Origin of the sequence: Brachybacterium hainanense, assembly GCF_042434575.1 — a bacterium.
Classification (GTDB): Bacteria; Actinomycetota; Actinomycetes; order Actinomycetales; family Dermabacteraceae; genus Brachybacterium; species Brachybacterium hainanense.
This window is the reverse complement of the sequence record NZ_JBHLSV010000017.1, coordinates 38,009-50,157: the sequence shown is the minus strand read 5'-3', so window position 1 is coordinate 50,157 and position 12,149 is coordinate 38,009. Positions and strand designations below refer to the sequence as shown.

The following is a 12,149-nucleotide window of genomic DNA, read 5'->3' as shown; positions in this document are numbered from 1 at the left end:
CCCCGATTTCTTGACTCGTTCAAGATAAGCGGGCAGACTGGTCCCATGCCCACGGCGCCGCACCCCGCGAACCCGCTGGCCGGCTCCTCCCCGGAGGCCGCCGCCCGGCGCGAGCAGGTGCTGCGCGACGCCCGGCTGCGGGTCACCCGCCCGCGCCTCGCCGTGATCGCGGCGCTCGCCCGGCATCCCCACTCCGCCGCGGCGGAGGTCCTCGAGACCGTGCGGGCCTCGCTCCCGCAGACCTCGCACCAGGCGGTCTACGACTCTCTCCACGCCCTCACCGAGGCCGGGATCCTGCAGTGCATCCAGCCCTCCGGATCCCTCGCCCGTTACGAGACGCGGGTCGGCGACAACCACCATCACCTGGTCTGCACCCACTGCGGGACCATCGTCGACGTCGACTGCGCGCTCGGCGAGGCGCCCTGCCTGCGCCCCGACCACGACCACGGATTCCAGGTGGAGACCGCCGAGGTCGTCTATCGAGGTCTGTGCGCGGCCTGCGCCGCGGAACCATCGTCCCCCTCCCCGAACGCTTGCCCCACCACGGAAGGAAACCCCTGATGACCGACACCTCGATCGGCGGCTGCCCCGTCCCCCACGGACAGGCAGGCCAGACCGCGAGCGCCCCGGCCACCCCCGACCTGGCGGTTCCCGCCACCGGCGACGCCAACAGCCACTGGTGGCCCAACCGCCTGAACCTGCGGATCCTCGCCAAGCATCAGCCGGTCCGCTCCCCCATGGACGCGGACTTCGACTACCGGCAGGAGTTCCTCAGCCTGGACCTCGCCGAGGTCAAGGCCGACATCGCCGCCCTCATGACCGAGTCCCAGCCCTGGTGGCCCGCGGACTTCGGCACCTACGCCCCCTTCTTCATCCGCATGGCGTGGCACAGCGCCGGCACCTACCGCGTCCAGGACGGCCGCGGCGGCGGCGGTGCCGGCCAGCAGCGCTTCGCCCCCCTGAACTCCTGGCCGGACAACGTGGGCCTGGACAAGGCCCGCCGCCTCCTGTGGCCCGTGAAGAAGAAGTACGGCAAGAAGCTCTCCTGGGCGGACCTGTTCATCCTCGCCGGCAACGTCGCGCTCGAGCAGATGGGCTTTGCGACCTTCGGCTACGCCGGCGGACGCGAGGACGTCTACGAGCCGGACTCCGACGTCTACTGGGGCTCGGAGACCGAGTGGCTCGGCACGGAGAAGCGGTACGCGGGCAACCGGGAGCTGCAGAAGCCGCTCGCCGCGACCACGATGGGCCTCATCTACGTCAACCCCGAGGGCCCCGAGGGCGTCCCGGACCCGGTCGCGGCCGCGCACGACATCCGCGAGACCTTCGCCCGCATGGCCATGGACGACGAGGAGACCGTCGCCCTCATCGCCGGCGGTCACACCTTCGGCAAGACCCACGGCGCCGGACCGGAGTCCCACAAGGGCCCCGATCCCGAGGCCGCCCCGCTCGAGGACCAGGGCCTGGGCTGGAAGAGCGATTTCGGCACCGGCCACGGCAACGACGCGATCGGCTCCGGCATCGAGGTCACCTGGACCTACCACCCCACCCGCTGGGACAACGAGTTCTTCCACATCCTGTACGCCTACGAGTGGGAGAAGTTCGAGAACGAGGGCGGCCACGTCCAGTGGCGTCCCAAGGACGGCGGCGGCTCCGACATGGTGCCGATGGCGCAGGGCCACGAGCGCCGCGAGCCGCGCATGCTCACCACCGACCTGTCGCTGCGCTTCGACCCCGAGTACGACAAGATCTCCCGGCGGTTCAAGGACGACCAGGCCGCCTTCGCCGATGCCTTCGCCCGCGCGTGGTTCAAGCTGACCCACCGCGACATGGGCCCGCGCGAGCGCTACCTGGGCGCCGAGGTCCCCGCCGAGGAGCTGCTGTGGCAGGATCCCGTCGGTCCGGGCACGCCCCTGTCCGCGGCCCAGCTCGCCGCCGTCAAGCAGGCCGTGCGCGGCTCCGGGCTGAGCGTGGCCCAGCTCGTCTCGACCACCTGGGCCGCCGCCTCCTCGCATCGCGTGAGCGACAAGCGCGGCGGCGTCACCGGTGGGCGTTTGCGCCTGGAGCCCCAGCGCTCCTGGGAGGTCAACGAGCCGGAGAAGCTCGCCCCGGTCATCGCGGTGCTCGAGGGCATCGCCGCGGAGCACGGCGCCTCCTTCGCCGATGTCGTGGCGATCGCCGGCGCGGTCGGCGTGGAGATGGGCGCGCAGGCCGCGGGCTTCGAGGTCACCGTCCCGGTCACCACCGGACGCGGCGACGCGACGCAGGAGCAGACGGACGTCGAGTCCTTCGGCTACCTGGAGCCCACCCATGACGGGCTGCGCAACTACCTGCAGCCGGGCCTGCCGATGCCGGCCGAGTACCTGCTGATGGACAGGGCGAGCCTGCTGGGGCTCAGCCCCGTCGAGCTGACCGTGCTCATCGGCGGTCTGCGCGTGCTGGGCGCGAACTACGGGGACTCGGAGGTGGGCGTGCTCACCGATCGCCCGGGCGCGCTGACGAACGACTTCTTCGTCAATCTGCTCGAGCTGTCCAACACGTGGAAGCCGGTCGACGGCCCCTCGGAGTCCGCGAACACCTACGTGTGCGAGGGCCCCGACGGCCAGCAGCGCTGGACCGGCAGCCGGGTCGACCTCGTGATCGGCGCGAACACCGAGCTGCGCGCGATCGCCGAGGTCTACGCAGGTGATGACGCGCAGGAGAAGTTCATGCGCGACTTCGTGGCCGCCTGGTCCAAGGTCGTCGAGCAGGACCGCTTCGACATCTGACCCTGACCCGGCCCCGGCGGGCCGGGCCCGATTGATATGACCGTGGCGAGCCGAGAACGGAGATTCTCGGCTCGCCACGGTCATCTGTCGTCTCCGGACGGACGGGCGGGGTCGGGCCGCGTCAGGCGCCCGCGGGGAAGGAACCGGAGGCGGTGGAGACGAGCTCCCGCGCCGGATCGGATGCATCCGGCTCTGCCGGAGCCGGCGCGGTCTCGGGGCGAACGGCGGGGTCCTCGACCGGCTCCCGCTCCCCCGCAGCGGGCGCCGGGTCGGAGAGAGCGGGGGACGACGCCTCCCCGGCGAGGGCCGGCACCGCAGGGAACGCCCCGGTCACGGCGGGGACCGCCCCCGTGAGCGCCGGCATCGCACCGGTGATCGCGGGGAAGGACCCGGTGACGGTCGGGAACGATCCCGTGACCGCGGGGATCTGGCCGGTGACGGCGGGGATCTGGCCCGTGACCGCCGGGAAGGAGCCGGTGACCGCGGGGCCGTCCGGCAGCGCGGCGAGCGAGCGGTGGGCGCGCATATAGGCGGGCACGAGCAGCGCCACCGCGCCGGCCCATGCGAGCGGGGTCCCCCACACGACCCCGGCGAACCCGAACATCGCCCCGAGCACGATCGCCGTGCCCAGGCGCATGACCAGCTCGATCACGCCGGTGACCATCGGCACCGCCGGCTGGCCCAGACCCTGCAGGGCCCCTCTCAGCACGAACAGCACGCCCAGCACGCTGTAGAGCGCGGCGTTGATGTGCAGGGGAAGCATGGCCATCTCGACGACCGCATCGGATCCCTCGCCCACGAACAGGCGCACCAGCGGGCGTGCGGCGAGCACGAGCACGAGGCCGATCGCGAGCGAGGACGCGACCGCGAGGCCCAGCGCCTGCACGATGCCGCGGCGGATCCGCCGCCCCTGCCCGGCCCCCAGGTTCTGGGCCGCGAACGTCGTGGCGGCCAGACCCAGGGACTGCAGCAGCGCCACCCCCAGGCCGTCCACGCGCGCGTACGTCGTGTAGGCGGCGACCGCATCGGGCCCCAGCGTGTTGATGCGGATCTGCACGGCGAGGCTGCCGATCGCGATGATCGAAGCCTGGAAGCCCATCGGCAGACCGATCCGCAGATGCTCGGCGAGCGCGGCCCGGTCGATGCGCCAGTCCTCGCGGGCCACGTGCAGGGCCGGGACCTTCGCCCGCACGTGCGCGAGGCACAGCAGGGCGGAGGCGAGCTGGGCGAGGCAGGTCGCGAGCGCCGCGCCGGCGATGCCGAGGCCGGCCCCCATGACGAGCGCGACGACGAGGACGACGTTGAGCACGCAGGCGATGACGAGGTAGCGCAGCGGGGTGCGGGAGTCGCCGATCGCGCGGATGATCGCGGCGAGGTAGTTGAAGAACATGACGGTGCCGGCGCCCAGGAAGCTGACCTGCGCGAACACGGTCGCCTCGGGCAGCAGTTCGGCGGGGGTCCGCAGCAGGGAGAGCATCGGGCCGGCGGCGAGCGCCCCGCCGAGGGAGACGACGATGCTGATCGCGGCGGTGAGGATCGTGCCGGCGACGACGGAGCGGGCGACGCCGCGGCGGTCGCCGGCGCCGAAGGCCTGCGCGGTGGGGACCGCGAAGCCGCTGCTCACGCCGATCGCGAAGCCGAGCAGCAGGAACAGGAGCCCGCCGGTGGCGCCGACGGCGGCCAGGGAGGTGACCCCGAGGTGCCGGCCGATCACGGCCGCATCGGCGAACTGGTACAGCTGCTGGACGATGTTGCCGATCAGCAGCGGCACGGCGAACAGGAGGATGACGCGCCAGGGGGCGCCGCGGGTCAGGACGACGGGCATGGGAAGAACAGCTCCGGAGGGTGGGGGTGGACGATCCGGCGCGCGACGACGGCCCCGGAGCATGCCGGGGCCGCGTCCATCGCGTCGGGAAGTGGTGGGGCGGGCGCTCGCGCCTCTGCCAGAATCTCCATGCTCTCCGATCCCGTGCCCGGGCGGAAGGGGGTCGTGCGCGCCGTTCCCTGTGATGTCCGTCCTGCCGGTCCATGGCACGATGGCGGACGGCCCGCCGATGGCGATCACAGGAGGACTCCGGCATGGCACCGCGCTCCCTCGACGTCTCGGCGCTGCGGCGCGGGGGCGGGCCGCGCACCCGGATGCACGTGCTGCGGACGAACCCGCAGCTGGTGGTCGCCGCGACCATCACCGCGGCGCTGATCCTCGTCTCCGCGATCGCGCTCGTGGCCGTGCCTCTCGCGGAGGGCCCGGCGGATCCGGGCCTTCTCGCTTTCCTCTGCATGCTGCTCCTGATGGGGCTCGCCCTGCTCGTCAGCGTGGTGCGCCGCACCGGGAGCACGGGCGGCCTCGCCGTGTTCGCGCAGGTCAACGACCTGGACTTCCAGCAGTCGGTGCAGGCGAGGGACTATGCCTCCGCGCGCTTCCGCAGCGGCTCGTGGATCGTGCAGCAGAGCGTGCGGACACGGGAGGAGCGCTTCGTCGAGATCGGCGACGCCTGGCCGATGTCACCGGACATGCCGGTCCGGGCGCAGCGTCGGTCGGAGCTGTTCGTGCGGATCCGGCTCAGCCGTCCCGTGCGGGAGGAGGCGCGGGCGGACCCGCGCACGGGGTTCGTGACCCCGGAGGTCGACGAGGCCCTGCGCGGATTCGCCGGCGCATACGTGCTCGAGGCCGAGGGCGCCGAGCTCACCCTCTGGGGGAGGCGGCCCCTGGACCCCTCCCGCCCCGAGCGGGTCGAGGAGGCGTTCTTCCTGGCGGATGCCCTCGCCGCGCGCGCCGAGGAGCTCCTCGTGGACCGGTCCGCGCCGCCCGCGACCCCCTGGGGCACCTCGCTGCTGAACGAGGCCGATGCCCGGAGCCCCCGGCGCGGCGCGAGCGCGCTGCGGGTTGTCGCGGTGGTCCTGGGGCTGCTGATCCTGCTGCCCGTCGGCATCGCCCTGGTCATGTCCGTGCTCGACGACCACCTGAGGGGGAACGCCACGGCGGCGAGGATCGTGGTGGCGGTGATCGTGCTGATCGTCGGGCAGATCGTGGTGCGGGCGATCCGTCGTCTCACGGCGCGCCGCCGCTGACGCCGCCGGCACCCTGGCCGTTCCGCGCAGGCGGGCGCATGATGGACGGACGGGGCCGTGCACGCGGCCGGACGCATCCGCAGGAGGCATCGATGGACGAGGACATCCGCAGCATCGTGATCATCGGAGGCGGCCTCGCCGGGGCCCACGCCGCGCAGGCGCTGCGCGAGCGGAGCTACGACGGCGCGCTCACCCTGCTGGCGGCGGAGCAGCATCCGCCGTACGAGAGGCCGCCGCTGTCCAAGGGGATCCTGCTGGGCGAGGCGACGGCGGACTCCGCCGTCGTGCACCCGCTCTCCTGGTACGACGAGCAGGGCATCGACCTGCGATGCGGGGTGCGGGCGGAGTCGATCGATCGCGAGGCGCGCGAGGTGCTCCTCGCGGGCGGGGAGCGCCTCGGCTACGACCGGCTGCTGCTGGCGCCGGGCGCGAATCCCCGACGTCTGCGGTCCCTCGAGGTCGAGGGCGCCGATGTGCGGTATCTGCGGACCCTGGATGACTCGGTCGCCCTGAAGGAGCGGCTCTCCGGCCGGCTGCTGATCATCGGAGGCGGGTGGATCGGTCTCGAGGTCGCCGCCGCGGCGAGGGCCGCCGGCGGGACCGTGACGGTCGCGGTGCGCGGGGAGCTTCCGCTGGTGCAGGTGCTGGGCCGGGAGGTGGCGGAGGTGTTCGCGGGGCTGCACCGCGAGCACGGCGTGGACCTGCGCACGCAGGTGGAGGTGAAGGCGGTGCGCCGCGAAGGCGAGGTGACCATCGCGGAGCTGTCCGACGGATCCGTCCTCGAGGTCGACACGATCCTGGTCGGCATCGGCGCCGCGCCCGCGATCGAGCTCGCCGCGGCGGCGGGCCTTCCCGGGACGGAAGGGATCGAGGTCGACGCCGCCCTGCGCACCGTGGATCCGCGGGTCTGCGCCGCCGGCGATGTCGCCCTGCACGATCATCCGCGGCTGGGGAGGATGCGAGTCGACCACTGGGATGCCGCGATCGAGCAGGGCAAGCACGTGGCGGGGACCCTGCTGGGGTCTGAGGAGCCCTACGAGCGCCTGCCCTACTTCTTCACCGACCAGTACGACCTGGGCATGGAGTACGTGGGACACCCCGGGGAGCGGGCCTGCGAGGAGGTCCGTCTGCTGGGTGATGTGCCCGGGCGGGTGTTCCGGGCGTACTGGCTGCGCGACGGGACGGTCGTCGCCGGCATGCACGTCAACGACTGGGATGCGATCGAGGAGGTCCGGAGGCTGGTCGGCGGGGACGCCGCGGACCTTCCGGGGTGAGGCGCGGATCGTCTCCTCCGAGAAGGTGGGCCGCGTCCGCACCTGCCAGCTGGTGCCCGATGCGATGGTCCCGGCGAACACCTGGATCACCGCCCGGCGCCGCGACCGGAAAGCGGTCCGCCGTGCTCAGGACGCGGCGGCCCGCGCCACCCCGGTGAGCGAGCGCAGATACCGGTCCGTGTAGATGCGCTGCATCAGGAGCACGGCCGGGTACCCGAGCCGGAAGATCCAGCTCGCAGGGCGGGAGAACGCCCGGATCCGCAGCCAGACGGACCCGTCCGGCTCGTGCTCGAGGAGGAACACCTCCTCGCCGCGCTCCGGATGCCCCGGAAGCGTTCCGTAGGCGAAGCCGCGCACCGCGGTCCCTCCGGGGCCGGGCTCCTCATCGACGGTCAGCACCACGCGGCACGGGACGTCGCGCGGCCACAGCGGGACGCGCATCACCACGTCGTCCCCCAGCTCGAGCGCACCCGGGCGCGCCGGGGCGACTCGGATCCCCGAGCGCCGCTGGATCCCCCAGCGCAGCGCCTCCTCCGCGGCGGCACGCCAGGCCGCCTCGCCCTCGCCGATGCGGACCCGCCGCTCGACCGCCCGGCAGCCGGGCGGCGGCCGGTCGACCAGGTCGGCGCGGAGAGTCCCGCCGACCTCGGGATAGGTGAGGGGCTCCCGCGGCTGCATGGACGCATCGTGCCATCCGGACCTGCGGTCCGCACGGCATCGGCGCTCCCCGGGACGGACGCGCCGGCTCGCGGACAGGCGGGTAGGGTCGAGGGACCTCTGCCCAGGAGCTGCCCGGTGGTCCTCAAAGTCCTCGCCCTCACCCTGATCGTCCTGCTGCTCGCGCTGCGCCTGCTGCGCGGGCGCTTCGGCAGCGCGCTCCTCGGCGTGTCCGAGACGGTGCTGGACCTCACCTACGTCGGGCTGCTCGCGATCACGCTGGGCGTGTCGATCTGGGCCGAGCAGTGGCTGCTCGTCGTGGTCTGCGGGGTGCTCCTGGTCCTGCGGGGCATCGAGGAGCTCCGCAGGCGGGGCCGCGAGCGGCGGGCCTGAGCCCGGCGGGAGGCTCCGCCTCCGTGCGTCACGGCCCGTTCCAGGGGACACTGACGCCATGCGATCCACGCTCACGCAGACCCTGGCGGGCATCGTCGCCGTCGCCGCCGTCCTCGCCGCGTCCTCCTGCACAGCCGTCCCCGGGAACCTCCTCGGCGCCGGCGGAAGCGCGCTCGAGACAGCCCTTGCACACGTCCCTGCAGGCCAGGGCGCCGAGGCCGAGCTGCTCTTCTCCGACATGGCGGCAACCCGGACCCTGCAGGAACTCCCCGCGAACGAGGATCCGAACCCCTTCTCGCAGCTCGCCGGCATCGGGCTCGGCCCGCTGCGCGCGGAGGCGGCCTCATCGCCGGGTCTCGTGCCGGCGGTCGGCGCCGAGGACGCGGTCGCGCTCTCGATCGGCATGCCGCCGCAGACGTCGTTCCGCTTCACGGGGATGGACGAGGGCGCCGTGGTCGCCGCCTTCGGCGAGGGCGGCGAGCGCAGCACGGTCGGCGAGGGGGAGCTGGTGGAGCGCCGCGGCGCGCACGAGCTCGACCCGGACGACGAGCTCGGCCACGCCGCGAGCCTGGGCAGCCTCAACACGGTTTGGTACCACGACGACGTCCTCGTGGGCAGCTCGGACCCGGCGACAGTCCGCGCCTGGGCGCAGCCGGAGCAGACCCTCGCGGAGACCGGAACCTACGACGCCCTCGCCTCGTGCCTGGGTCCCGATGCGGTCAGCGCCTACCTGACCGCCGAGGGCGCCGCCGACCTGCCGGGGGGCGCGACCGGCCTCGCCATCGCGACGACGGGCACGAGCATCGAGGACTGGTCCGAGGTGCTGTGCGTCGAGACCGGGGACGAACAGGAGGCCCGCGACCTCGCCGCGGCCGCGGAGGCGCAGATCGCCGACGGCACCGATCCGTGGACCCTCGAGGCCTGGACCGAGATCCTGGGGCCGGCGGAGGTCACGACGGACGGAGCGATGGTCCGGATCACCTCGACCCAGCGCGGCGGGATCTTCCTGGACATCCATCAGAAGCGGTCGCTGCCCGGGCTCCTGGGCGCCTCCGGCTGACCGGGCGCAGCCAGCACCCTCAGCCCGTCCCGGCTCGCGGGGCGCGACGCTGCAGACGGACGCAGGCGAGCGTCATGATCACCTCGAGCACGGTCGCGATGGTCGCCAGCAGCGGGATCTCCAGCGCCATCCCGACCCCGATCGCGACGGCTCCCAGCACCAGCAGCGGCGTGAGCAGCACGACGATCCGGTTGCGGCCCAGATGCTCGGGCGCGTCGTCGAGGCCCGCCTCCCGCACGGCCTGCGCAGGCCGCAGCAGCGCCTGCAGGGGGAGCAGGACGAGCACGAAGAACGTCAGGGCCAGCAGGAGACCGGCGACGTAGCCCAGCAGCGCGAAGGGGAGGAACGGGGCGGCCGGACCGTCGACGGGGAACCAGTAGTGGTACGGATCCGCAGCGCGCGCGGCGGGCAGCGCGCCGCTGGCGCGCGCGGCGAGCTCCGCGGCGCCCAGGGTCATCAGCGCGCCGATCGCGCCGATCACGGGGAACAGGAACCAGCGCCGTGCGACCCGTTCCAGGGATTGGTCATGACGCGGGTCCCAGGCGAGCTCGAGGGTGGGGAAGGCACCGGCGAGCGCGGGACCGGCGAACATGAGGGCGCTCCACGGGTTCTCGCCGTCCGGGTCGCCCACGGCGACCACGAATCCGACGGCGCCCAGCAGAGCACCGAGCACCGCGACGATCCGCGCGGGCAGGCTCCAGCTGCGCGCGGATCCCGCACGGGGACGGTCCGGCGACGGCAGGATCGGGGTGGACGGGTCGGGGGTCATGCGCGGGCTCCGCTCGTCGGGGCGAGGAGGGATCCCCGAGCCTAGACCAGCCGGATCGCGCGGCGGTCGACATCGGGACGGACCCGGTGCGCACCCGAGGGATCTGATTCTGTATTTCATCATCCAAAAATAGGGTAGGGTGCCTCCCATGGCCCGACCCCGCGCATTCGACGAGACCGCCGTCCTCGACGCCGCCGCCCGCGAGTTCCGGGTGCACGGCTTCGCCGGGACGTCCACCGAACAGCTGTGCGGGGCCGCCGGGGTGCGGCGCAGCAGCCTCTACAACACCTTCGTCTCGAAGGAGGAGCTGTTCCTCCGCGCCCTGCGGCGCTACGTGGAGGTCACGGGGGCGCGCCAGCGCTCGGTCCTCGCCGACGAGTCGGTCTCCGGGGCACAGCGCCTGCGCGACCTGCTCGAGCTGATCATCGGCGAGGAGCAGGAGGCGCGGTCCCGCGGTCATGCGGCGGGCTGCATGGTCGTGCAGTCCCTCATGGACCCGGATCTGCGCGGGCGCGACCCGCGCGTGGCCGACATCCTCGAGGGCGACCTGCGGGCACGGATCTCGCAGCTCGAGGGCGCGATCCGGGCCGGACAGTCGGACGGCTCCGTCTCGAGGCGCATCGATCCGGCCGAGGGGGCACTGCTGGTGACCACCGTCATCTCCGGTCTGCGGGTCACCGCCCAGACCGGCACCCCTCCCGAGGCCCTGCGCAGCATCGCCCTCGCAGGCCTCGCCGCCCTCCTCCTCCCGAGGGCGTGAGCAGAAGGCCGCGCAGCGGCACCTGACGCGCCCCTGCGCATGCGAGGTGCCGCTGCAGCACCGTCTGCTCCCGCCCCACAGCCGATCGCACCCTCGGCCCCCGCGCGCCCAGATTTTGGATCTCCCGATACAGAAAGAAGTCCATGACCCTCCCCGTCGCCCGCACCGCACCGATCCCTCCCGCCGTCCTCATCCTCGCCGCCGGGGTCTTCGCCATGGTGACCAGCGAGTTCACCGTCGCCGGGCTCATGCCGCAGCTCGCCGCCGGCCTCGGCACCGGGATCGAGCAGATCGGCTACCTCGTGACCGTCTTCGCCGCCGCGATGGCGATCGGCGGCCCCCTGCTCGCCCTCGCCCTCCGACGCGTCCCGCCGCGGGCCGCCCTCATGGTCGTGTTCGCGATCTTCCTCGGCGGCAACGTGCTGGCGGCCCTCGCGACCGGATACCCGATGATGGTCCTCGCACGGGTGATCGGCGGCGCCGCCTCGCAGGCGTTCTTCGGGATCGCCGTCTCCCTCGCCGTCCAGCTCGTCGACGAGCGGACCCGCGGCCGGGCCGTCGCCGTCGTGATGAACGGATTGATGCTCGGCACCCTGCTCGGCCTGCCGCTCGCGACCTTCGTCGGCGGCCAGCTGGGATGGCGTGCCGCCTTCTGGGCGATCTCCGCGATCACGGCGGCCGCCGCCGCGCTGACCCTCGCCCTCGTACGCCTGCCCGCCGCACCGGCCGATGCCGCCCCCGCCCCCGCCCTCGGCTCGGAGCTCGCCGTCCTGCGTCGTCCCCAGCTGCTGCTCGCCCTGGCCTCCAGCACCCTCATCATCGGCGCCACGTTCTCCGTGTTCAGCTTCCTGACCCCGATCCTCACCGACGTGACCGGGCTCCCGGCATCCGCCGTGCCGGTCCTCCTTCTGGCCTACGGGGCGGCGACGCTGCTGGGGAACATCGTCGTCGGACGGCTCGCCGACCGGCACACCGTCTCGACGCTGCTGCTGGGCACGGGCCTGAACGCGCTCTTCCTGACCGGGTTCGCCGTCTTCGCGGACGCGCCTCCGCTCGCGCTCGCGGCGATGCTCGGCATCGGCCTGGTCGGGGTCACGATGAATCCGGCGATGGCCGTCCGGGTCCAGCGCGCCGGGAGCACCGCGCCGATGGTCAACACCATCCACGGATCCTTCATCACGCTCGGGGTGATGATCGGCTCCGCCGCCGGAGCCGCCCTCATCCCGCTGCACGGCCTGCGCGCCCCGATCGTGCTGGGCATCGGCCTGGCGGTCCTCGCCCTGGTCACCATCGTCCCGGCTCTGCGCAGCCCGTACCTGCGCCGCGGCATGCACGATCCCGATCCGACCGTGCAGGACCCCGACCGGACCGCCCTCTCCCCCACCGCCCGCTGAGA

General features: G+C 73.3%; 11 protein-coding genes. 8 read left to right on the top strand and 3 right to left on the bottom strand.

The genetic code is table 11. The features are described from left to right. Nucleotides 1-45: 45 nt before the first annotated feature. Nucleotides 46-561, top strand: coding sequence for a Fur family transcriptional regulator (locus tag ACFFF6_RS13565; RefSeq protein WP_376981593.1), 516 nt, complete (start codon nucleotides 46-48; stop codon nucleotides 559-561). Then, nucleotides 561-2,768: a catalase/peroxidase HPI gene (gene katG, locus ACFFF6_RS13560; protein WP_376981591.1), complete on the top strand. Its 2,208-nt coding sequence runs from the start codon at nucleotides 561-563 to the stop codon at nucleotides 2,766-2,768. Before ACFFF6_RS13565 ends, katG begins: the two co-directional genes overlap by 1 nt. Nucleotides 2,769-2,889: 121 nt before the next feature. On the opposite strand, the gene ACFFF6_RS13555 is transcribed toward katG, so the two are convergent. Beyond that, the gene (locus tag ACFFF6_RS13555; protein WP_376981589.1) at nucleotides 2,890-4,593 is read right to left on the bottom strand and encodes an MATE family efflux transporter; all 1,704 of its coding nucleotides are present in this window, start codon (nucleotides 4,591-4,593) and stop codon (nucleotides 2,890-2,892) included. A gap of 254 nt (nucleotides 4,594-4,847) precedes the next feature. Between ACFFF6_RS13555 and ACFFF6_RS13550 the strand changes: the two genes are divergently transcribed. Then, nucleotides 4,848-5,840, top strand: coding sequence for a hypothetical protein (locus ACFFF6_RS13550; protein WP_376981587.1), 993 nt, complete (start codon nucleotides 4,848-4,850; stop codon nucleotides 5,838-5,840). A 92-nt stretch (nucleotides 5,841-5,932) separates the two neighbouring features. Then, the gene (locus ACFFF6_RS13545) at nucleotides 5,933-7,114 is read left to right on the top strand and encodes an NAD(P)/FAD-dependent oxidoreductase (RefSeq protein ID WP_376981585.1); all 1,182 of its coding nucleotides are present in this window, start codon (nucleotides 5,933-5,935) and stop codon (nucleotides 7,112-7,114) included. A 126-nt stretch (nucleotides 7,115-7,240) separates the two neighbouring features. On the opposite strand, the gene ACFFF6_RS13540 is transcribed toward ACFFF6_RS13545, so the two are convergent. After that, nucleotides 7,241-7,792, bottom strand: coding sequence for a DUF1990 domain-containing protein (locus tag ACFFF6_RS13540; protein WP_376981583.1), 552 nt, complete (start codon nucleotides 7,790-7,792; stop codon nucleotides 7,241-7,243). A gap of 117 nt (nucleotides 7,793-7,909) precedes the next feature. Between ACFFF6_RS13540 and ACFFF6_RS13535 the strand changes: the two genes are divergently transcribed. Together ACFFF6_RS13535 and ACFFF6_RS13530 are read left to right on the top strand one after the other, a co-directional pair. Beyond that, a complete protein-coding gene (locus ACFFF6_RS13535; protein WP_376981581.1) occupies nucleotides 7,910-8,164 on the top strand; it encodes a hypothetical protein in 255 nt (84 codons plus the stop codon). 58 nt (nucleotides 8,165-8,222) lie between these two features. Beyond that, nucleotides 8,223-9,224: a hypothetical protein gene (locus tag ACFFF6_RS13530; RefSeq protein WP_376981580.1), complete on the top strand. Its 1,002-nt coding sequence runs from the start codon at nucleotides 8,223-8,225 to the stop codon at nucleotides 9,222-9,224. A gap of 19 nt (nucleotides 9,225-9,243) precedes the next feature. Here the strand turns inward: ACFFF6_RS13530 and ACFFF6_RS13525 are convergent, their stop codons facing one another. Continuing rightward, nucleotides 9,244-9,993 carry a hypothetical protein gene (locus ACFFF6_RS13525; RefSeq protein ID WP_376981578.1) on the bottom strand — a complete coding sequence of 250 codons (750 nt, stop codon included), beginning with the start codon at nucleotides 9,991-9,993 and terminating at the stop codon, nucleotides 9,244-9,246. A 148-nt stretch (nucleotides 9,994-10,141) separates the two neighbouring features. Here ACFFF6_RS13525 and ACFFF6_RS13520 point away from each other — a divergent pair, with 148 nt between their 5' ends. Both ACFFF6_RS13520 and ACFFF6_RS13515 read left to right on the top strand, forming a co-directional pair. Then, nucleotides 10,142-10,753, top strand: a complete 612-nt coding sequence (locus ACFFF6_RS13520; protein ID WP_376981576.1) for a TetR/AcrR family transcriptional regulator — start codon at nucleotides 10,142-10,144, stop codon at nucleotides 10,751-10,753. A gap of 143 nt (nucleotides 10,754-10,896) precedes the next feature. Beyond that, on the top strand, nucleotides 10,897-12,147 hold the full coding sequence (locus ACFFF6_RS13515) for an MFS transporter (RefSeq protein WP_376981574.1): 1,251 nt from the start codon (nucleotides 10,897-10,899) through the stop codon (nucleotides 12,145-12,147). Nucleotides 12,148-12,149 lie beyond the last annotated feature (2 nt).

Excerpts from the sequence above, each read along its gene's own strand:
- ACFFF6_RS13540 (WP_376981583.1), bottom strand. The coding sequence starts at position 7,792 with ATGCAGCCGCGGGAGCCCCTCACCTATCCCGAGGTCGGCGGGACTCTC.
- ACFFF6_RS13515 (WP_376981574.1), top strand. The coding sequence starts at position 10,897 with ATGACCCTCCCCGTCGCCCGCACCGCACCGATCCCTCCCGCCGTCCTC.
- ACFFF6_RS13520 (WP_376981576.1), top strand. The coding sequence starts at position 10,142 with ATGGCCCGACCCCGCGCATTCGACGAGACCGCCGTCCTCGACGCCGCC.
- ACFFF6_RS13550 (WP_376981587.1), top strand. The coding sequence starts at position 4,848 with ATGGCACCGCGCTCCCTCGACGTCTCGGCGCTGCGGCGCGGGGGCGGG.
- ACFFF6_RS13525 (WP_376981578.1), bottom strand. The coding sequence starts at position 9,993 with ATGACCCCCGACCCGTCCACCCCGATCCTGCCGTCGCCGGACCGTCCC.
- ACFFF6_RS13555 (WP_376981589.1), bottom strand. The coding sequence starts at position 4,593 with ATGCCCGTCGTCCTGACCCGCGGCGCCCCCTGGCGCGTCATCCTCCTG.
- ACFFF6_RS13530 (WP_376981580.1), top strand. The coding sequence starts at position 8,223 with ATGCGATCCACGCTCACGCAGACCCTGGCGGGCATCGTCGCCGTCGCC.
- katG (WP_376981591.1), top strand. The coding sequence starts at position 561 with ATGACCGACACCTCGATCGGCGGCTGCCCCGTCCCCCACGGACAGGCA.
- ACFFF6_RS13565 (WP_376981593.1), top strand. The coding sequence starts at position 46 with ATGCCCACGGCGCCGCACCCCGCGAACCCGCTGGCCGGCTCCTCCCCG.
- ACFFF6_RS13545 (WP_376981585.1), top strand. The coding sequence starts at position 5,933 with ATGGACGAGGACATCCGCAGCATCGTGATCATCGGAGGCGGCCTCGCC.